The sequence below is a fragment of the Acinetobacter soli genome (genome assembly GCF_000760595.1).
GTDB classification, from domain to species: domain Bacteria; phylum Pseudomonadota; class Gammaproteobacteria; order Pseudomonadales; family Moraxellaceae; genus Acinetobacter; species Acinetobacter soli.
In genome coordinates, this window is record NZ_BBNM01000004.1 from 217,185 (window position 1) to 238,445 (window position 21,261).

General features: G+C 40.2%; 21 protein-coding genes. 10 read left to right on the top strand and 11 right to left on the bottom strand.

Features of this window, described 5'->3' with window-relative positions; translation table 11 throughout:
* Positions 1-225: 225 nt before the first annotated feature.
* From Aso01_RS06945 to Aso01_RS06965, 5 genes are all read right to left on the bottom strand, one after another.
* Entirely contained in the window at positions 226-423 is a 198-nt protein-coding gene (locus tag Aso01_RS06945; protein ID WP_004937134.1) for an anti-sigma factor family protein, read from the bottom strand.
* A complete protein-coding gene (locus tag Aso01_RS06950; protein WP_004937133.1) occupies positions 417-1,034 on the bottom strand; it encodes an RNA polymerase factor sigma-70 in 618 nt (205 codons plus the stop codon). Before Aso01_RS06950 ends, Aso01_RS06945 begins: the two co-directional genes overlap by 7 nt.
* A gap of 9 nt (positions 1,035-1,043) precedes the next feature.
* Positions 1,044-1,790 carry an HvfC family RiPP maturation protein gene (locus Aso01_RS06955; protein WP_004937131.1) on the bottom strand — a complete coding sequence of 249 codons (747 nt, stop codon included), beginning with the start codon at positions 1,788-1,790 and terminating at the stop codon, positions 1,044-1,046.
* Positions 1,741-2,604 (bottom strand): HvfB family MNIO-type RiPP peptide maturase, encoded by an 864-nt coding sequence (locus Aso01_RS06960; protein ID WP_004937129.1) that lies wholly within the window; start codon positions 2,602-2,604, stop codon positions 1,741-1,743. The genes Aso01_RS06955 and Aso01_RS06960 overlap by 50 nt, the downstream gene beginning before the upstream one ends.
* 72 nt (positions 2,605-2,676) lie before the next feature.
* Positions 2,677-2,919: an HvfA family oxazolone/thioamide-modified RiPP metallophore gene (locus tag Aso01_RS06965; RefSeq protein WP_004937127.1), complete on the bottom strand. Its 243-nt coding sequence runs from the start codon at positions 2,917-2,919 to the stop codon at positions 2,677-2,679.
* A gap of 163 nt (positions 2,920-3,082) precedes the next feature.
* On the opposite strand from Aso01_RS06965, the gene Aso01_RS06970 reads away from it, so the two are divergent.
* The 5 genes from Aso01_RS06970 to Aso01_RS06990 all read left to right on the top strand — a co-directional run bounded on the left by Aso01_RS06970 (position 3,083) and on the right by Aso01_RS06990 (position 8,892).
* Positions 3,083-3,679: an HvfX family Cu-binding RiPP maturation protein gene (locus tag Aso01_RS06970; RefSeq protein ID WP_370736351.1), complete on the top strand. Its 597-nt coding sequence runs from the start codon at positions 3,083-3,085 to the stop codon at positions 3,677-3,679.
* A gap of 76 nt (positions 3,680-3,755) precedes the next feature.
* The gene (gene chrA / locus Aso01_RS06975; RefSeq protein ID WP_228127976.1) at positions 3,756-4,949 is read left to right on the top strand and encodes a chromate efflux transporter; all 1,194 of its coding nucleotides are present in this window, start codon (positions 3,756-3,758) and stop codon (positions 4,947-4,949) included.
* A 131-nt stretch (positions 4,950-5,080) separates the two neighbouring features.
* Entirely contained in the window at positions 5,081-7,252 is a 2,172-nt protein-coding gene (locus Aso01_RS06980) for a TonB-dependent siderophore receptor (protein ID WP_004937122.1), read from the top strand.
* Positions 7,253-7,434: 182 nt separating this feature from the next.
* Positions 7,435-7,995 carry a 1-acyl-sn-glycerol-3-phosphate acyltransferase gene (locus tag Aso01_RS06985; RefSeq protein WP_039910046.1) on the top strand — a complete coding sequence of 187 codons (561 nt, stop codon included), beginning with the start codon at positions 7,435-7,437 and terminating at the stop codon, positions 7,993-7,995.
* A 147-nt stretch (positions 7,996-8,142) separates the two neighbouring features.
* Positions 8,143-8,892 (top strand): YebC/PmpR family DNA-binding transcriptional regulator, encoded by a 750-nt coding sequence (locus Aso01_RS06990; RefSeq protein WP_004937118.1) that lies wholly within the window; start codon positions 8,143-8,145, stop codon positions 8,890-8,892.
* A 34-nt stretch (positions 8,893-8,926) separates the two neighbouring features.
* Here Aso01_RS06990 and Aso01_RS06995 read toward each other — a convergent pair whose 3' ends face one another.
* Positions 8,927-9,397 (bottom strand): Lrp/AsnC family transcriptional regulator, encoded by a 471-nt coding sequence (locus Aso01_RS06995; RefSeq protein WP_004937117.1) that lies wholly within the window; start codon positions 9,395-9,397, stop codon positions 8,927-8,929.
* A gap of 403 nt (positions 9,398-9,800) precedes the next feature.
* On the opposite strand from Aso01_RS06995, the gene Aso01_RS07000 reads away from it, so the two are divergent.
* A complete protein-coding gene (locus Aso01_RS07000; RefSeq protein ID WP_004937115.1) occupies positions 9,801-11,207 on the top strand; it encodes a DcaP family trimeric outer membrane transporter in 1,407 nt (468 codons plus the stop codon).
* Positions 11,208-11,552: 345 nt separating this feature from the next.
* On the opposite strand, the gene Aso01_RS07005 is transcribed toward Aso01_RS07000, so the two are convergent.
* The 5 genes from Aso01_RS07005 to Aso01_RS07025 form a co-directional block, all read right to left on the bottom strand.
* Positions 11,553-12,296 (bottom strand): amino acid ABC transporter ATP-binding protein, encoded by a 744-nt coding sequence (locus Aso01_RS07005; protein WP_004937114.1) that lies wholly within the window; start codon positions 12,294-12,296, stop codon positions 11,553-11,555.
* A gap of 13 nt (positions 12,297-12,309) precedes the next feature.
* Positions 12,310-12,987 carry an amino acid ABC transporter permease gene (locus Aso01_RS07010; RefSeq protein ID WP_004937112.1) on the bottom strand — a complete coding sequence of 226 codons (678 nt, stop codon included), beginning with the start codon at positions 12,985-12,987 and terminating at the stop codon, positions 12,310-12,312.
* A gap of 2 nt (positions 12,988-12,989) precedes the next feature.
* Positions 12,990-13,832 (bottom strand): amino acid ABC transporter permease, encoded by an 843-nt coding sequence (locus tag Aso01_RS07015; protein WP_004937110.1) that lies wholly within the window; start codon positions 13,830-13,832, stop codon positions 12,990-12,992.
* Between the two features lie 98 nt (positions 13,833-13,930).
* Positions 13,931-14,824 (bottom strand): transporter substrate-binding domain-containing protein, encoded by an 894-nt coding sequence (locus Aso01_RS07020; RefSeq protein WP_004937109.1) that lies wholly within the window; start codon positions 14,822-14,824, stop codon positions 13,931-13,933.
* A gap of 581 nt (positions 14,825-15,405) precedes the next feature.
* Positions 15,406-16,170, bottom strand: a complete 765-nt coding sequence (locus tag Aso01_RS07025; protein WP_004937106.1) for a glutathione S-transferase family protein — start codon at positions 16,168-16,170, stop codon at positions 15,406-15,408.
* Positions 16,171-16,548: 378 nt separating this feature from the next.
* Here Aso01_RS07025 and Aso01_RS07030 point away from each other — a divergent pair, with 378 nt between their 5' ends.
* From Aso01_RS07030 to Aso01_RS07045, 4 genes are read left to right on the top strand one after another with little or no spacing between them, the layout of a single operon-like run.
* The gene (locus Aso01_RS07030; protein ID WP_004937104.1) at positions 16,549-17,760 is read left to right on the top strand and encodes an SfnB family sulfur acquisition oxidoreductase; all 1,212 of its coding nucleotides are present in this window, start codon (positions 16,549-16,551) and stop codon (positions 17,758-17,760) included.
* A gap of 10 nt (positions 17,761-17,770) precedes the next feature.
* On the top strand, positions 17,771-18,994 hold the full coding sequence (locus tag Aso01_RS07035) for an SfnB family sulfur acquisition oxidoreductase (protein WP_004937102.1): 1,224 nt from the start codon (positions 17,771-17,773) through the stop codon (positions 18,992-18,994).
* Positions 18,994-20,406 carry an LLM class flavin-dependent oxidoreductase gene (locus Aso01_RS07040; protein ID WP_004937099.1) on the top strand — a complete coding sequence of 471 codons (1,413 nt, stop codon included), beginning with the start codon at positions 18,994-18,996 and terminating at the stop codon, positions 20,404-20,406. The genes Aso01_RS07035 and Aso01_RS07040 overlap by 1 nt, the downstream gene beginning before the upstream one ends.
* A gap of 15 nt (positions 20,407-20,421) precedes the next feature.
* The gene (locus Aso01_RS07045) at positions 20,422-21,255 is read left to right on the top strand and encodes a MetQ/NlpA family ABC transporter substrate-binding protein (RefSeq protein ID WP_004937097.1); all 834 of its coding nucleotides are present in this window, start codon (positions 20,422-20,424) and stop codon (positions 21,253-21,255) included.
* The last annotated feature ends 6 nt before the right edge of the window (positions 21,256-21,261 follow it).

Below are 21,261 nucleotides of genomic sequence, written 5' to 3' on the forward strand. Positions count from 1 at the left end.
TCATTTGCATATTTTAAATATAAATAAATATAAATTCTAAAAATTTAAATTATTAAATTTAATTTTATTAAAAACAACAACTTAAAAAACAAATAATCAAACTATTACTTTTTATTTATATTTATCATTACATTAGTTTAATTTAATTTTTATATATTTTAAACTTCAGACCAAAGCCACAAAAAAAGCGTCATAAAACATGAATGATCTTCACGTTTTTTAAATTTAATCATTATTTAATTCATCATCTTTTAATTGTTTAAATTTACTTGATAATATTGAAATTACTTTAATTTGTTTTGCATAGCGGCGACAGGATATACACATCAATAAATGTAATTGAAGATGTGTAAGTTCATTTAATGCAAGTGAACGATCTTGTTTTTCCGAGAGTAGTTGAGTCGCTTTTCGACAGGTCAGCATGAACATTCCTCCTTTAAAAGCCATTTATTTTCGAGACATTCTCGTAGGCGTGTTCGACTGCGGTACATCAATACATTAAAATTTGAAATAGTTAACCCTAGCTTATTGCAAATTTCCTGTGAGCTTAGCTCAATCATTTCACGCAACATAAACACTTGTGCCTGCTGTGCAGGCAAATGATTGAGGCAGGCATCAAAAATTACCCAGAAGTCTTCTTGTTCAAGCATCTGGTCTGGACTTGGCCATGCCTGTGGTGCTTCATGTGCATGCCAGTGATTCTTGTCATTAAACAATGTATCGATGCTTTTTTCAGAATCATCATCGAATAAATCTGTCATGCTGATCAAGCGTGATTGCTTACGGATAAAGTCGATGATTTTATTTTTTAAAATTGCAAATACCCACGTTTTAAACGCACACCGACCTGAAAACGAAGCGGCATGTTCTAGTGCGCTGATAAGCGCTTCCTGCACGACATCTTCGGCGCTTTGGATAGAAGACATCTGTAACACGGCAAACTTAATCATTTGATGTCTAAGATCGGCAATAAAAATAGGATCATTCAACTGATCAGTAATGTGATCCGCTTGAGTCGACGCAGCTATGGTCATGAAGAATTCTCACTTAGACACAGAAATAGAGACCAAATCAAACTTAAGCAGTAACGATTTCAGTTCATTTAATTGGTTTTCAGCCACGTCATTAGGCTGATCTCCCAAAATCGAAACGATTAAATCATGAAGCGTATCTTGCATAGCGCCACCATGTTCGACCAGATGTTCGATGAGCAATCCAAATAACGGCGATAATCGCTCTAAACGGATTTGATCAATTTCATCACGCCATACCATAATCACACCAGGTGCAAGCTGAATGTCATTCGGTTGTGTGTTGAGTGTCCATTCATACACAGGATATTGATAAACCAAAACCCATACGGCCTGCTTTAACTGCCATTGATAAGGTTCTATACATACCGGTTGATCGATAACCAAAGTGTCTAAATACAATTCAAGCCACTCAAATTGTAGAAGCTCAGCTAGCCAAGGATATTGACTAAACATGGGATGAGCTTGATAAGAATAATACTCACGAAACTCTAGCGCTATCTCGTTTGAGTACGGAGATTGACATTTCGAATTTGCGACAAAATCCTGTAATAGTGCTTGCCACTGACATTCGAGCAATAATCTGCGCGTAATCGGATAAACCAGATTGATAAACGAGCTAATATTATTAAATACCAAATCACGATACACTTGCATGCGCTCATGATCGTAAACGCTAGCCAAATCAGAATGTGGATGGCGAATCCAATTACAGAATTGTTGCTGCGTGTGCTGAAATGATTTCTGAATTTGGTTCATATCCACTCTCCATGGCTTGAATGGTCTTAATTTTTTTTAATTCTTTATTGAGTTCTTCCCAACTCGGAATATTGAAATCCCGTTCTAATAATGTTGGCTTAATTCCACATTGTTGATAAGTAAACGCCAGAAGTTGCCATACAGAATCCGTAATCGCATCACCATGTGTATCAATGATCAGATGATCTTCTACTTGCGCATGACCTGCAATATGCAAATAGCGTATTTTGTCTTGAGGCATCGCACAAATAAACGCTTGAGCATCAGTGCCGTGATTTATGCTGTTCACGTATACGTTGTTTACATCTAAAAGTAATTCGCAATCCGCCTGCTTGATTACTTCTACAATAAATTCTGCTTCGGTCATCTCAGCACCGGGCATTAAATAAGTCGATACATTTTCAATGACCAGTTTTTGTCCCAAAATATCCTGCACACGTAAAATACGCTCCGCAACATAACGAACAGCGTCTTGAGTCATTGGAATGGGTAACAAGTCATATAAGTATCCGCCATCATGAGAATAACTTAAATGCTCAGAGTAAATACTGACATTATAAGTATTTAAAAATGCTTTGATTTTATGAATAAACTCAAGGTTGAGCGGATGTGGCCCGCCAATTGAGAGAGAAAGACCATGACAAACAAGAGGAGACTTTTCAACACAGGTCGCAAGAAGTTTTGCGTGTCGACCGCCAAAGTTCATCCAGTTTTCAGGTGCAATTTCGATAAAATCAGGCGGATAAGCTGCACTTAAAAAATCATCGATAAACTCTCGTCTTAAACCGAGCCCAACGTGTGAAGTTTCAATCATGAGCAAGCTCCTTATCCAAATCAAGATCGGCCCATCCATTGAATGAGCCGATCTTGTACATATCTGATCGGTTTATTTAGAACCACATTTTGCATCTGCCATTTTTTTATCTGCACCACATTTTGCATCTGCCGACTTATGCCCTTTCTTGGCATGATCCGCACCACATTTAGCACTGCCGCACTTACCATCTGCTGCCTTACTGGCATGGGTTTCCGTAGAAGATGAGGTTGCAGCTGTTGCAATCTGAGTTGGGCCAAGGACAGACAAAGCCAATAGCGCAGTCACGGTGGTCATAGAGTTTAATTTGTTCATGATCGATTCCTTTTTACATTTTTTGATTGTGTGTACGGGGTGTACTTGGTGTTAGACGCAGTTCATCTGAATTTATTACACATTAAAAAAAATTTTTTTTATGTAAGAAAATCGAGATCCTTTCGACTAATGTGAATTAAATCGCATCGGATGTGAAAAAATGATGAATATTTATACAAAAAAAATCAATCAGCTCTATTTAATTGTAAAAAAAGCGAGCACACCGTTTGATGGCTTACCCGCATTGGCACTGCGATTGTATTTAGTTCCGATCTTTTGGATGGCAGGGACAAATAAATTAATGCACTTTAGCAATATTGTAGAGTGGTTTGGCAATACTGACTGGGGATTGGGCTTGCCCTTCCCCTATGTCATGGCTGCACTTGCAACCTCAACTGAATTGGCTGGCGCAGTTTGTCTAAGCTTAGGTATATTCACTCGCTGGATCAGCATTCCCTTGATCATCACCATGCTGGTTGCAATCTTGACTGTTCATTTGCCAAACGGTTGGCAAGCAATTGCCGATCCTTCGGCGCCTTTTGCAAATGCTCAGGTACTTGCTTCTGCTGAAAAGTTAGAGCGAGCACGACAAATTCTGACCGAACATGGCAATTATGACTGGTTGACCTCAAGTGGAAATTTTGTGATTTTAAATAATGGAATCGAGTTTGCAGTCACTTATCTGATCATGCTACTTGCACTAATCAAATTGGGCGGTGGGCGTTATGTCAGTCTGGATTACTGGTTTCGTTTGAAATAAAACAAATCATCATGCATATTCATGATGCTTTCATACGCTTTCTGATACTTTAGATTCAAAATAATCAGTATCACAGATGCCTATGATGATCTCCACCCAGTCACTTTGGACAATTTTTCTTGTATTTTTGCGCTTAGGACTCACCTCCTTTGGTGGTCCGACTGCGCATCTTGGCTATTTCCGTGATGAGTTCGTCATCCGCCGTAAATGGTTAAACGATGCTCAGTATGCCGATACCGTTGCACTGTGCCAGTTTTTACCTGGGCCAGCCAGTAGTCAGGTGGGTATGGCAATTGGCTACTATTGCGGTGGCTATAAAGGTGCTTTAGTTGCCTGGCTAGGGTTTACCTTCCCTTCAGCCATCATATTAATTTCATTTGCACTGGGTTTTGATCATCTGCAAAGCATGCAACTTACTGGTATTTTGCATGGCTTGAAAATTATCGCTGTAGCGGTGGTGATACAAGCACTTTGGGGAATGACAAAAACTTTATGCCCAGATGCAACCCGAATCACCCTCATGAGTTTAAGCACATTCATGATGTTAATGCTTCCCTCGCTCTGGACTCAGCTCGTGGTGATTATTGTGGCGGGAATATTAGGTACATTGATTTTCAGATCATCGCAAAGCACAGAAAAACAACAAGTATCGACAGCAAATTCTCGTCATATTGGTTTCACTGGATTGATCCTATTTTTTGGATTACTGATTGCGCTACCTGTGCTGAGTTTTACGTTTTCAAACCCAGCCCTTGCGATTTTTGATGCCTTTTATCGTACTGGGGCATTGGTTTTTGGTGGTGGGCACGTTGTTTTACCTTTATTAAACACCCAAGTCGTCGCAACTGGATGGATTGAGCAAAATACCTTTTTAGCTGGTTATTCACTGGCTCAAGCGGTGCCCGGCCCATTATTTACTTTTGCTGGCTTCTTAGGCGCCTCGATGCCTCACATGATCACGCCTTGGCTAGGAGGTATTTTGTGTATTGTGGCAATTTTTAGTCCATCTTTTTTTCTTCTTATCGGCATTTTACCTTTTTGGCAAAGTATTCGTGATCTTGCATGGATGATTGCTGCGCTCAAAGGAATTAATGCAGCCGTGGTGGGCCTGCTGTTGGCAGCTTTGTATCAACCGATCTGGACCAATAGTATTTATACCTCAAAAGACTTTAGTCTGGCACTTCTTGCGCTCCTTGCACTGATGGTTTGGCGGCTTCCAGTATGGTTGGTGGTTTTTTTAGGGGGTCTTTTAGGATGGTGGTTGATGTAAAGCACCCTATCTCATTCTAAGATTTTAATTTCAAATTAAAAATATAAGATCACTCTTAAATTCTGCTTGCTAATCAAATCGAAATAAAGATAATAAGAATCATTTTTAACAGCGACTGCCTGAGCATCATCATGCACAAATTGAATTGTTTATCGCATGCAATCTATATCGTTCTTTTTACAGGTTTATCTACAAGTGCTTGGGCAGAAGAAATAACGCAATCAGATGTTGCTACATCTTCAAATATTTTACCCACTATTTCATTACAGGCAGATTCGAATCAGAAAAAATATGCTGCAACCCAAGCAAGTTCAGCACTGAAATCTGATGCACCGTTATTTAAAACCCCGCAATCTGTTAGTGTCATTACGCGAGAACAACTCGATCAAAAGCAAGCAACTACACTTTCACAAGCCATCAATGGTGTTGCTGGGGTCAGTGCTGGCTATTTAGGGCGTAGAGGATGGGACGATTTTATTATTCGTGGTCAAAATTCGTCTGATCAAGTGTATATCGATGGACTTCGACAAAGCCAGTCACCCTTAGATGGTGTTGCAGTCGATTTATCTGGTATGGATCAAGTTCAGGTCATTAAAGGGCCAGCGTCTGTGAACTTTGGATTGGTGCAACCAGGTGGCATGGTCAATTTAGTGACTAAACGTCCACAAGCCGAAAATTTTGCAACTGCTGATCTGAGCTACGGAAGCTACAACTTCAAACAAGCCACATTTGATTTGAACTATGCGCCAAAGCAAACTGAAAAAGGTGCATTCAGACTGACAGGTCGTGTTTCCGATCAAGACGATCCAACCGACTATGTGTACTTTAAAAACTTTTATATCTCGCCTTCTTATAATTTCGATTTGGGCGATAAAGCCGAACTATCGGTGATTGCCAGCTATCAACATCGAGAATATTTACGTCAACAAGGTTTACCATTGATTGGCACCTTAAAATCCAATCCGAATGGCGCGATTGACCGAAGCTTATATTTAGGTGAGCCAACTTTTGGTGGGTATGAAGCAGATGTTTACCGCACTGGCTGGAATTATAAATACAAGTTTGATAACGGCTGGACATTTAATCAAAATGCAGCGGTTCAGCAACTGAAATCGACTGGTCGGGTTGTGTTTACACAAACCGGTACAAACTTCTGGGTCAATACCACACCTGCTTATACCACACTTAATCGAACCAATAACGGGCGTTATCAAAGTCATGATACACTGACTTACTCATTAGATAACAGCTTCCAGCGCGCGTTTAATTTACTGGGTATGCAGCATGATCTCAGCATTGGTGTTGATGCCATGCAGTCAAAAGACGATTATATCAATGATCGATATACCACAGGAAATTTAAACGTTTACAACCCTGTGTATGGGCAAGCAGTTAAATATGTAGCAATAAATAGTACCGAAGATATTAACCGTTTACGCTATAGCGGTTTATATGTGCGTGATCGTATTAACCTAACAGATCAACTGGTACTTAGCCTTGCAGGACGTCAAGACTGGGCCGAGGTATCAACGCAAAATGTCTCCAAGTCAGGAGTTGCAGCCAAAGGACTGACCGATCGAAACTCATATAACAAGTTTACCGGAAATGTGGGGCTGCTCTACAGCATCAATGATATCGTGGCTCCTTACGCCAGTTATGCCACGTCGTTTCTTCCGAATACGCGTACCGATGTCAATGGCAGCATTCTGGCACCAGAAACTGGTCAGCAGGCTGAGATTGGTGTAAAACTACAAAGCCCGAACCAGTTGGTTCAAGGGAGTCTGGCCTTATACGATTTACGTCGTCAAAACGTTGCAGTCAGCGACCCGAATAATACATCTGCTTACGTGCTTAATGGCGAGCAATTAACCCGTGGTATTGAAGCAGAGCTCAGTGCCACGGTCATTGAGCGCATGCGATTAACAGCCAGTTTTAGCCATATGTTTGACTCAAAAATTACCAAAGATTCGGTTGCGAGCAATGTAGGTGCAGCACTCGATAATGTCCCTCAAAATAGCTATAGTCTCTCATCACGTTATTATCTGACTGATTTAATATCGGGATGGTTCATCGGTGCTGGCATTCGAGGTGAAAGCTCAAAATCGTATAAAGGACTCGATGTACACACACCATCTTATTTACTCTACGATGCCGAAGCAGGTTACGAAGCAACACGCTGGGGCGCGCAATTGTCGATTAAAAATTTGTTTGATAAAGACTATTATGCAGGATTACTCAATGCCAATATGGTGACCTTGGGTGATCCACGTCAAATTAACTTTACGGTCAAATTTAAATATTAATTGTTCAGTCAGTAGATCACTCCAAAGTGATTTTGGATAAACAAACATTAAATACCGAGTCTATTCATGTCTTATTTGTAATTGAGGTGTGTTTACACTCGGTGTTCAAACTTTAAGATAAAATCTCTTGTCTTTCACCTTAACGACATTAAACTATGCGCACTGATTTGGGCGTGAGTTTTATGAAAAAGCAAATTGCAAAAATGATTTTTAAATTGTCTGGTTGGAGCTATCACATTGAGCCAGAGATTCTTGAAAATAAGCAGGTCATTATTGGATTTGAACATACATCTAATCTTGATGCTGTACTCTCAGTTGCTTTGTTTGAAATTTTAGAAATTAAAATTCATACCCTGATTAAAAAAGAGCTCTTTCAGGGACCACTCAAACCACTTTTAGAAAAACTCGGCGGTATTGCGGTTGATCGCCATTCAAAATCAGATATCGTCTCGCAAATGGTCAAGCTATTTGAGCAAAATGATCGATTTAATCTGGTGATTGCACCTCAAGCAACGCGAGCAAAAGACGGCTCTACACGCAAACCGATTCGTACTGGTTTCTGGCACATCGCGCGTGCGGCAAATGTTCCAATTGTGTTGATGTATGCCAATCCTATTACTAAAGAAGGCGGTATTTTAGGCAAAATTTATCCAGAAAATCTTGAAGCAGACCTTAAGCTTATTCAGGCACTTTATAAAGAAAAAGTCGGCTTAGATATCTGTATTCCAGAACAATCAAATTAACGATCAAAGCTGTATTTATTACGTTTTTATCTGACCAATCGATTATTTTCTCTATCAACAGGCACTTTCTTCAAAAAATATGCTTATGGTAGAATTACAAACATTTGATCTGGTAATGGTACCAATCTGTAAGGAGCATATTTCAACATGGCAGGTCATTCCAAGTGGGCAAACACCAAGCATCGTAAAGCAAAACAAGATGCAAGCCGTGCTAAAGTTTTCACAAAATATATTCGTGAAATTGTAACTGCGGCAAAACTAGGCGGTGGTGATGCAGCCAGCAACCCTCGTTTACGTGCGGTCGTTGAAAAAGCTTTATCTGTAAATATGACACGTGACGCGATCAACCGTGCGATTCAGCGTGGTGCTGGCGGTGAAGACAATGATGATCTGAACGAAGTAACCTACGAGGGGTACGGTGTCGGTGGTGTTGCAGTTCTGGTCGAAACCATGACAGACAATCTTAACCGTACAGTACCAGATGTTCGTCACTGCTTCAGTAAAACCAACGGTAATTTGGGGACTAACGGTTCGGTTTCGTATCTGTTTACCAAGCGTGGTGAAATCAGCTTTGAAGATGTCAGTTTAGAAGACAAAATCATGGAAATCGCACTCGAAGCGGGCGCTGAAGATATCGAAGTGGAAGAAGATGGCATTTTGGTCATCACAACACCAGAGAGCTTTGGTGATGTTCAGGATGCACTTGCAGCAGCAGGCCTGAAATCTGACAATGCAGAAGTAGTGATGAGTCCATCGACCAAAGCTGAAATTACCGATATCGACCAAGCGAAACAAATCTTAAAAATGATCGATATGCTTGAAGATCTGGACGATGTTCAAAACGTTTATACAAACGTTGAATTTTCAGACGAAGTTTTGGCTCAACTTGATGCCTAAATAATATGAAACGCACCGCACAGGTGCGTTTTTTTTAAACTTTATTGAGTAGCTTATAACAATTAAAGACGTTGTATTCTTTAATCACAAAACTTGAATGTAAGGCTACGACATTATCAATTTTACCAATACGGCGTAGCAAAATATCACTGTAATTATCCATATCACGCGCAACAAGTTCTAAAATAAAATCTGCGCTCTGCCCTGTGACCAAAAACGCATTGGTGACTTCCGGGATATCCTCAAGTTCAGTTAAAAACTTATCAAAAGTTTCGGTATCGTGTTTGCTTAAAGAAACTTGAAGCAAAATATGTAAAGAAAATCCAAGCTTAACAAAATTAATATCACGCTTGAGATTACTCATGATTTTGGATTCAATTAAATGCTTGATCCGTCGATGCACTGAACTGACCGAGAGGTTAATCCGTTCTGACAACTCATTCAGGTTGAGATCTTCATGGGTCAATATCTCAAGAATCTGTTTGTCGTAACGATCAAGCTCCATAACTGCTCCCCACTTATCTTTCATGATTTTAATGACTTCTGGCCATTGTATTGTAGTTTTGAGCATTCTCAAAAAATACATTCACTTTATAGTGAAAAGTACATATAAAAAAATTGAACGAGCTTGTAAAAATTTCATCTAAGACGATGCTTGACCTGAAAGTGTAAAGTTAAGTATCTTTTTTGTGCTTTAAGTAAAATATTTCAAAATATTGCTTCTTTTTAGACCTTAGTAATATTGACTTGTAACAATAAAATACAGGATTATTAAGCGAAGCTACATTGAAGTAGTTTTTTTAGACAAAAGGGAACGTTTATTAACAATTTTTAAGGAATTGGCATTCTTTTTGTTATGTAAATCCCAAAAGTAAGTTTTACTTTTTTTAATAATTAACGGAGTTATCGTGAATAAACTTAAAACTTTAGCCCTTAGCATGGGTACTATCGGGCTATCCTCTCTCGCCATTCCTGCTTACGCAGCGAGCAACACTGAAGTGGATGCTTTACGTAAAGAAGTCAATGAACTTAAACAGTTGGTTCAACAATTATCTACACAGCAAAAAGCTGCACCTGTCGTGATGGCTCCACCACCAGCTCCAGCGCCAATGGTTGCCGCAGCACCAGCACCGAAAGCACCAAGTAATGCAAAACCAGGTTGGTTCACGTTACCTGATGGTCAAACACAAGTTAAATTCTACGGCAGTATCCGTGCTGACTCAACTTATGACTTTGAAGGTACAAGTAGCGATACAACTAATATTAACAATCCTACAAACAAAGTACCATTAAACTCTGTTAATGCAACTCAGGATGCGCTAAATGTATCTGCTGCACCAACACGAGTGGGTGTTGAATTTTCACGCCCAACAAGCTTGGGTGAATTAAACGGTAAAATCGAAGCCGACTTTGCCGGCGGTATTTCTGGTAATAGTTCACAAACAACCAACGGTAATGGCGCACTACGTGTTCGTCATGCTTACGTTTCTTTAGGTAAATGGTTGGCAGGTCAAACCACTTCACCATTTGTAAACGTAGATACAGCGCCAGAGTCAGTTGACTTTAACGGCCCTATGGGGTATGGCTCTACACGTACGGTACAGGTGCGTTATACACAACCAATCGATGCTAACCAAAAAGTATTATTAGCATTGGAAGGTGGTGATGTAGATAACATTACTACAGGTAATTCAACTGTTAACGCAGCTGGTGTAACATCTTCTGGCGGTAACCGCTTCCCAGCTCTAACTGCACGTTATGATTATAAAACTGCAGACAATAAATTCTTGGGTCAAGCTCACGCGCTTTTACACGAAAACCGTATTTCAACCAATGACAGCAATGATGAAGAAAAACTAGGCTGGGGTGTTGGTTTAGGTGCAAAATATAAAGTGACTGACGTAGACACTTTATTCGCTAACTACTACCACGTAAAAGGCGATAGCCGCTACTTGATCTACACAAATCCAGCATACGTTGCATCAAAGAACACTGACGGCAGCTTAAATATTGGTGAAAGTGAGTTTGATTCTGCACTTGTAGGTTATTCACGCACTTGGAATCCTAAGTGGAGATCAACAATTGCGGCCGGTGGGATCTGGTATAAAGATGACGGTGCATATGCTAATTTTGCTGTAAACACTGGCAGTACCTCGTTAAATAAAGACCTATACAACATCCTAATTAACTCATTCTACACACCAGTGAAGAACGTTGATTTAGGTGTTGAATACACTTATGGTCAACGTAAAACTTTCCTTGATCAAAAAGGCGACTACTCACGTCTTAACTTGATGGCGAAGTATAGCTTCTAATTTAAGCTAAACGAGCATCTAAAAAACCCTGCATATGCAGGGTTTTTTAATACGCTTTAAAACGAAACTATGAAGATAATCAAGTTACTCATAAAATAAGACGTATAATTACAACTAAACTGCCTTTTGATTCATCTATCTCATGTATACGTTATAAACGCTTTAATACTCAAATCAAATCGCTTAACTAAGCTTATATTTTTATTTATGATTTAGCTAAGCGATCAAAAGCTGCAATCAAATTAAAGTTGCGAACAAAATTCTGTTTTAAGATTTGCAAAGTTACTTTCTAAATAAAAAACCCAGTCACTTGACTGGGCTTTTTTAATGCTTGTGCTAAGCAGATTAATGCATGGCTTGAATCTTGTCTAAGAATAATTTGGCACGTTCATGACGTGCATCAAGATTACCAAAGAACTCAGATGTTGGGCAATCTTCAAGAATCATGCCTTGATCCATGAAAATTAATCGGTTTGAAACTCTTTTCGCAAAGCCCATTTCGTGTGTCACACACATCATGGTCATTCCTTCGTTAGCGAGTTGAACCATTACATCTAACACCTCACCCACCATCTCTGGATCGAGTGCGGAAGTTGGCTCATCAAACAACATACAAATTGGGTCCATTGAAAGACCGCGTGCAATTGCAACACGTTGCTGCTGACCACCAGAAAGCTGACCCGGAAATTTATCCTTGTGTGCCAAAAGCCCTACTCGGTCTAAATATCCCAATCCCTTTTTGCGAGCTTCTTCTTTCGAGCGCTTTAAAACTTTAACTTGTGCCACAGTCAAATTTTCAAGCACAGTCATATGCGGAAATAACTCGAAATGCTGAAACACCATTCCCACACGCGAACGGAATTTTGCAAGATTGGTTTTTGGATCACGCAAAGAAGTACCATCAACAAAAATATCGCCCTTTTGAATTGGCTCTAATGCATTCACGGTTTTAATTAATGTTGACTTACCTGAACCAGATGGTCCGCATACTACTACCACATCGCCTTTTTCAATACTGGTTGTACAGTCAGTGAGTACTTGGAAATCACCATACCATTTAGAGATATGTTGGATGTCTATCATTGGCATTTAAAATCTCCAATTAGCGAATAATGGCAATTTTTTGCTGTAATCGTTTTACAAGTCTTGAAAGCAAGAACGAACTACAGAAATAAACCACTGCTACAATTAAATAAAAGGTTGCTTTTGTTTCAGGACCATAAGTATTGGCAAGCGTGTCGGCACGACCTAAGAAGTCTGGTGCACTAATTACATAGACCAATGACACATCCTGAAAAAGAATAATGGTTTGGGTCAACAGTACAGGTAGCATGTTACGAAATGCTTGTGGTAACACCACATATTTCATCGATTGACCATAAGTAAAACCGAGTGCATAACCTGCGTTGACCTGTCCGCGCGAAACGGATTGAATACCTGAACGCACAATTTCCGAGAAAAACGCAGCTTCAAAAATTGCAAACGTAATGACACTCGAAAACAGTGGCCCCCAATACGTATCAGACTGGAATTCAAATACTTTTGGAAGTAAAAAGTAAAAGATAAAAATAACCTGAATCAGTGGAATACCACGAAATAGATCCACGTAGAATTTAGCAAAGTTACTTGCCACAACGTTATTCGATAGACGCATCATGGCCAAAGGTGTACCGATGATGATACCGCCTAGCATCGCAAGCACTGTAACGGTTAAGGTAAAAACAAAACCTTCTTTAAGTGCATTGATAACATCAGGAGATTGTAAAAGACTGAAATCCATGGTTATTTCCCTCCCGAACCTAGGCCAGGAACTGCCATACGTTTTTCAATCCACGCCATAATAAATTTGATGGTGTAAGTGATGATCAGGTATACAGGCGTTGAAAGAATCAAAATAATAATATCTTGAGACGTTTCTTCGCGCATGGTTTTGGTATAAGCGAAAAAATTGAGTACACTTAGCGCATATAGAACGGCTGAGTTTTTAAACACGTTCATTGCTTCAGAGGTAATCGTCGGCCATACCGTGCGATAAGCAACGGGTAAAATCACATAGCGATAACTTTGGCCTGTGGTAAAACCCATTGCAGATGCTGCAAATTTTTGGCCACGTGATACTGTGTTGATTCCGGCACGAATATGCTCTGATACACGCGCAGCAGTATATAAACCGAGTGCAAAAACACCAATAACCGCAGGATGATCATTCAGCAGGTTTTTCCACCATCCGCCGGCAACAACTTCTCCGCTCCCAGAGCTAAGTGTGGCTGGTAAAAGTTCAGGAAAAACGAAAGCCCAAAAGAAAAGTTGAACAATTAATGGGATATTACGGAAAATCTCAACGTACGTATCACCAATCAAAGCCAATGGCTTATTAGGTAAGGTACGTATAATTCCAAGTAAAGAACCCAAGAAGAATGCGATAAAGAATGCAGCAATTGCAGTCCATATCATGGTTAAAACACCTGAACCTAACATTTGAAGCCATGTTGGTGCATCGGCGTATTGAGAATAACTTGAGCTGCCTATCGCTTTACAGACCGATTCCGCCCAAGCTGCTTTTTCGACACTAAATTCGTTCGATTCAGCACAGAATACAGTCCAGTTTAATGAGCCGACTGACATAAATGCCCCTTTTTAAAATATTAAAAATACAGCATGCATACAGTACACAAGTTACTGTATGCAAAATGGTTAGCTGCAAATCAAAAGAGTTTTAGGGCTTAAATGCCTTCATCAGTCGGATGTGCTTTCAATTTCTTGAAAGAAGCACTTTGTGCCATGTTCAGATTGGTATTTTTAGGTGGAATTGGAGACTGGAACCATTTTTTATAAAGTTTATCCATTTGACCTGATTTCCACATACCAGTTACGGTGCGATCTGCAACCGCTTTGAATTTCGGATCATCTTTTGCAATCATGATGCCATATGGCTCAGAAGATAATACAGGGCCAACAATTGCAAATTCTTTCGGGTTAGATGATTTTGCAATCAAACCAGCCAAAATATTGTCGTCCATCACAAATGCTGCTGCACGACCAGATGCCATCATAGAGAATGAGTCTGCGTGGTCTTTACCATAAATGTTTTGCACATTAATAGACTGACCTTTTTCATTCATTTTGATGTATTTATCTGACGTTGTGCCTTGAGTGGTCACGACAGCTTTACCGTTCAGGTCAGCCAAGCTCTTAATACCTGAATTTGCTTTCACTGCCATACGCACTTCTGTTGCGTAGTAGTTTGTAGAGAATCCTACTTGCTGTTGGCGTTGTTTGGAGTTAGTGGTTGTACCACATTCCATGTCGATATTGCCTGCAAGAAGTTCTGGAATACGTGTAGACGATGTAACTGCTTTGTATTCGACTTTCAAATTCGGCATTTTAAGCTCTTTCTTGATGTCGTTTGCGAAAGCATTACAAATATCTACCGCATAACCCACTGGTTTACCTGCGACAACATAGGAAATAGGATCCGATGACTCACGGTGTCCAATAATAATTTTTCCACTGCTTTTAATTTTAGCCAAAGTATCCGCAGCTTGAACCTGAGTTGCTCCTCCAACTGTACAAATCATCAATGCCGATACAATTAGTGAGGTTGCAGAATGTTTCATAAAAACTCCTTGATTATATTTCGCTAAATTTTAAGACAGTTGTATATTATTCAACCTACCTAAAAAATAGCTCTCCTTTCGTTTAAAGCAATTATCAAGCCAACTTTTAATTGTTGCTTATCATCGACCGATTCCACTATTTTTACATGCTTTCTTATCCTAATTGAAAGCACTTCATACAGTTTTTCGCTAGACTTTAGTCTTAGCTTTGATTGCTTTAGATTATTTTAACGCCAAAATCTTTTTTTTAAAGTTTTATTTTAAAAAAAATGTGATTTAAATCACATTAAATTAAATTATTTGCATCTTTTTAGTGCCAGCTATATTCAGCATGCATCATTTTGAATCTATGCATTTTTTGCATATAAAGTGAACGAAATATCAGGAAAACCATCATCACAAAATAAAATAATGAAAATAAATTTCATTCATTGTTAAGCTAAGCTTATTAAGCAGCACAAAGCAAAATCATTTGCGTACAAATGATTGAATACAAAAATATTATTGATTTTGTATTCAAACGTTTAAATCTTTAACTCAGTAGAAATTCGTTATTTTTGATGTGCCCTCTTGGATTGGCATTACATACCACGCCAATCCACTCTGGCATTTCGTTCGGTTTCATAAATTCGCTGTACATATTGCCCCAAAGGCAAACTTAGCAGGTAGGTTTTGTAGGTATCGAGTTCGGGCGAATGAAATTCAGTATTTTCCACTTCCCAAGGTGTGCCATTTGGATGTAGTAAAGGTGCCAAAATGGCACATACCGCTATATCAGCTAATCCAAGACGATCACCTACCATATAGCGTCCGTAGTTTTCGACTAAACGATCATTAAGTAGTAGTACAAGCTCATCTAGATGCGCCTTAGACTGGGCAACTTTATCTTGTTCGAGTTCGTAACTTTTTTTGACCAGTGTCTTAAGAATTGGTTTTGAAAATTTTTCAAATTGACGCAAGTAGCCCTGCTCACCCATCATGATTTCAATCGGTTCATCACTGTAAGACAACGCATGTGCCAATGACCAACGGCGAACATGAATCCCAAGCTCGTCAGCAAGTTGATCAATTTCTAAGGCTGCGCGTCGTTGTGCAGGATCTTTTCTCAGCAACGAATGTTCAGGGTAAGTATCGTCAAGATACAGTGCAATCGGAGTCGATTGAGCAATCCATCTTGCATCATCTTTTAGAATGGGTAACTTATTTTGACCTGTTTTTAACTGTGCGAACGCACGATGAAAACCAGGAATCAAATTATGAGCAACATAATCAAGCTCTTTGTGATCCAGTAACCAGCGAGCTTTCTCACAGTAATGAGACAAAGGGAACTGGTATAAAACCCGCATAAAAACTCCAAATTATTTTTTTAGTCAACCAAATGTAAAAAACATTGTTTTGCCTTGTTACTTTAGAATTAAGCGCGCTTGAAAACAATGTACTTTTTGTGCCAAATCTCTGTCTAAATCACCTATTGCCGCGATATAAAAACTATGAATTTTTATTCAAAGCATATGAAGTGGATCGATAAAAATAGATATTTAAGATGTAATTTAATAGATGAATTAATATAAGCAATTGAATTTAAAAAACTTATTAAATATAAAAAAGTGATTTTCTTAGCTGAAATAAAATTTAGCATTTTTATCGATTAGTTTTGACAAATACATCGTTTAGAAAAGCACAGAATTTTACCTAAAGTATTGATATCAAATAAGGGTATTAATATGTCTGAGTTAAGTTCATTATCTAAACGCTCGGTTCACATACTTAAAAACGACCAACAAGCATTAAACGCGGCCTATCAAGTTGCTGATGAAGCACTTGTAAACCGAAACATACGAGATCAACAACGTATTTTGCCGTATGAGGCAATTGAACACTTGAGTCAAAAAGGCCTTGGCGGTATTCGAATTCCTAAACGCTATGGTGGTGCTTTTGTATCAAATAAAACTTTAGCTCAGGTGTTTCGTATTTTAAGTAAAGCCGATTCTAATGTTGGCCAAATCCCACAAAATCAAATCAGCTTGTTAAATTTAATTGATTTAATGGGAAATGAAGAACAAAAAAAACGTGTATTTGGCGAAATACTGGCAGGTAAACGCCTCGCCAACGGCGGGCCTGAGCGCCAGAGTAAAGACAGTAAAACCGTTCATACGACGCTCATACAAAATGGAGAAGTTTGGGTCTTAAACGGCGAAAAATTTTATTCTACGGGTAGCATTTTTGCAGATTGGCTGGCAATTAAAGCCCTTCACCCAGAAGGTCATGTGGTTCTGGTATTGGTTAATCGCTTTACAAATGGGATCGAAATTGAAGATGATTGGAATGGATTTGGTCAGCGTACTACCGCAAGTGGTACGATAAAACTCAATCAAGTACACATCGATCCTGCACTTATTTTTGATGAGCGTTTATTGACACAAGCTCCAAATTATAGAGGTGCCTATTCGCAACTGATGCAAGTCGCAATCGATGTCGGAATTGCTGAAGCTGCATTTACTGATCTTATATCAGCGGTAAAAAAAGCGCGCCCAGTTATCGATGCCAATGTTGAAAAAGCCTGTTTAGAACATTTCACCATTCAGGAAACAGGCAAGCTTCAAGTCTTACTTGATGCCGCGATTGCATTACTTGATGATGCTGCCGAGTATCTGGATGAACTGGATTCACAATTCGAAGTGACGGATGCACAGGCTGCCCGCGCCTCTATTTTGGTGGCAGAAGCCAAAGTCTATGCCAATGATGCAGCACTAACTATCTCTGAAAAATTACTCGAACTTGGTGGTAGTCGTGCCAGTTTAAGTCAGCACAATTTAGATCAGCACTGGCGCAATGCCCGTGTACATACGCTGCATGATCCTGTGCGCTGGAAAATCCATGCGATTGGCAACTATTACCTCAATGGCGTCTTCCCTGCACGTCATGCATGGATTTAAGGAGAGCTTCATGACATCTTATCAAGCAATCGCATCTTTTAATTCATCAAACTCCACACAGGCACATATTATCCGAGACGATGCCGAGGCACTCTCGATTGCCACCACATTGAGTGAGCGTTTTAAAGAAAAAAGTGTGCAACGTGATGCCGAGCGGATTTTGCCTTTTGAGGAAATTGAGCAATTTAGTCAGTCTGGCCTTTGGGCAATTACCGTACCAAAACGCTTTGGCGGTGCAGATGTTTCTAGCCTGACAGTGGCAAAAATCATTGCACTGTTTAGTGGCGTTGACGGCTCGATTGGACAGATTCCTCAAAATCACTTCTACGCCCTTGAGGTACTTCGTAATACTGGTACCGAGCAACAAAAGCAGAAGCTCTATAAAGAAGTATTGCAAGGCGCACGTTTTGGCAATGCACTTGCAGAATTTAAACCCAGAACAGCGGCTCAGAAACATACAACGATTACAGCCACCGAGAATGGTTATTTGATTCAGGGTGAAAAGTTCTATTGCACAGGCAGTTTATTTGCACATCGTATTCCAACTTTGGTCATAGATGCGCATGGTCGCGAATATTTGGCTTTTGTAAAACGTGAAAGTCAGGGATTGAGCCTTGTTGATAACTGGAGTGGCTTTGGACAACGTGTGACAGGCAGTGGTGCGGTAAAATTTGATCGTGTTTTTGTTGCTTATGACGATGTTATTCCCTTTGATGTAGCCTTTGATCACCCGACACTGGTTGGCCCTTTTGCTCAAATCATGCATGCCGCGATTGAAGTCGGAATTGCCCGTGCCGCGTTCGAAGAAACGCTAAAGCGCGTCCATCAAGCCCGTCCTTGGATTGATTCAAATGTTGATACCGCGGCTCAGGACCCACTCACCATTTACGATGTTGGACGTATTGCAATTGATGTAAGAGCAAGTGAAGTCTTACTCAAACGTGCAGCTCAATCAATCGATACGGCACGTTTGGACACCACAGCAGAGCATGTTGCATTAGCTTCATTGGCGGTTGCGAAGGTCAGAGCGCATAGTACTGAAACCGCACTTAAAGCCAGTTCGAAACTGATCGAACTTGCAGGGAGTCGTGGTAGTCAGCGTCAAGATGGACTCGACCGTTTTTGGCGTAATGCACGGGTACACACGCTACATGATGCTGCGCGCTGGAAATACTTTTTTATTGGCAATTATGCATTGAATCAAATTTCTCCTCCACGACGAGGGACATTGTAATGACAAATAAAACACACAAACACATTTTACTGAATGCTTTTGACATGAACAGTGTCGGCCATATCAATCATGGTTTATGGACTCATCCGCGTGATCAGTCGCATCGATTTAATGAGCTGAGTTACTGGACAGAACTGGCACAAACACTCGAACGCGGATTATTTGATGGCTTATTTATAGCCGACATCACAGGGGTGTATGATGTTTATCAAAGCAATATCGATCTCACGTTAAGAGAATCAATTCAGCTCCCCAGCCATGATCCAACGACGTTGGTCTCGGCAATGGCAGCCGTCACACAACATTTAGGCTTTGGGGTTACGGTGAATTTGAGCTACGAAACGCCCTATCAGTTTGCACGGCGCTTTGCTTCACTCGACCATCTCACGCAAGGGCGTATTGGCTGGAATATTGTTACAGGCTATCTTGATAGTGCGCAACGCTTGATTGGGCAGTCTGCGCTTAAAGATCACGATCTGCGCTACGATCAGGCAGAAGAGTTTTTAGCACTTTGCTACAAATACTGGGAAGGCTCTTGGGAGTCCGATGCATTGCTCAAGGACAAACAACATCGAGTTTTTACAGATCCACACAAGGTACATTCGATTCATCACTCTGGGCGGTTTTATCAAAGTGAAGGTGTATTTCAAGTTGCACCTTCGGTGCAGCGCACGCCAGTGTTGTTTCAAGCAGGCGCCTCTTCAAGAGGAATGGCCTTTGCAACTGCCCATGCCGAATGCATTTTTATTGGTGGCGACCAACCCGACAAGATCAAACAAAATGTCGATAAAATTCGTGAGCGCGCCAAACAGCATGGGCGCCATCCAGACGATATCAAGATTTTTGTCGGCATTACCGTGGTCACTGCCGCAACAACGGCTGAAGCACAAGATAAACTGGCGGAGTATCGTCGCTATGCTTCTCCCGAAGCTGGGCTTGCCCATTATGCAAGTTCGGTCGGTATCGACCTATCGAAATATGCCGATCATGAGGTGGTTCCCTATCAAAAAAGTAACAGCATCGCTTCGGTAAATGAAAAATTTAAAACCCAACAAATCACCATTCAGGATTTAAAAGATCAACACGTTTTAGGTGGGCGTTACCCACTGATTGTTGGCAATGGTGAAGACGTGGCAAAACGACTGATTGAGCTGGTCGATCAAACCGGCGTAGATGGATTCAATTTAACGCGTACCGTCGCACCAGAGTCACATCATGACTTTATTCAATACGTGATTCCTGAGCTGCAACAACGAGGCCGTTTTAAAACTGCATATAACGAAGGCTCGTTACGTCAAAAAATTTCAGGACACGGCGATTTGCTTCCGTCGACGCATCCCGTCGAGCAATACCGATGTTCACCTTCCACACATTCATTCAATTTAAATCAACACGAAAAAATTACAGCATAATTCTTGGAGTCTTCGATGGCACAGTCATCTTCATCAAAAAAACTCATTATTCTTGGGGCATTATTTGTCGTTTTAATTGTTGGGCTTGTAATCTGGAATCAGAATAGACAAAGTCAGCATCAAGAGTTAGTGATCGGTATTAGCCCTCCTTTTGCTCACCCGCTGCAAGCAGCAGCCAAAGAAGCTGAAAAACAAGGGATTCATGTCAAGCTGGTTGAGTTTTCCGACTGGAATACGCCAAACATCACTTTAAATAATGGCGACATTGATGCCAATTTCTTTCAACATCAGCCTTTTCTAAGCAATGCAATTAAAGAAGGTGGTTATAAACTCAAAGCTTTTGGTGTGGGCGCAGCATCTCACGTCGGATTATATTCCAAAAAATATAAGTCACTGGATGAACTACCGCAAAATGCACGTGTTGTGGTTCCGAATGATCCAGTCAATCAAGGGCGTGCTTTGCTCTTACTACAGCAAGCCAAACTGATTCAGCTTAAAGATCCAAACAATTACTTGTCTAAACTAAGTGATATCACAGTTAATCCAAAAAATTTAAAATTTATTGAAGTTGAAGGCCCTCAAACTGCACGTGCAATTGATGATGTCGACTTGGCATTTGGCTATCCACACTATTTGCGTTTGGCTAAAACAGCCGATCCAAATAGTGCCCTACTTTTAGACGACACAACCAATAAACGTTATGCCATCTTGTTTGTGGTCCGAGATGATTATGAAGATAAAGACGATAAGCTGAAAAAATTTATTGAGATTTATCAAAATTCACCGGCGGTAAAAGCAGCCATCGATGAAGATATTGGACCAAAACTTTGGTTCCCAGGTTGGGTCTAGGAGGTT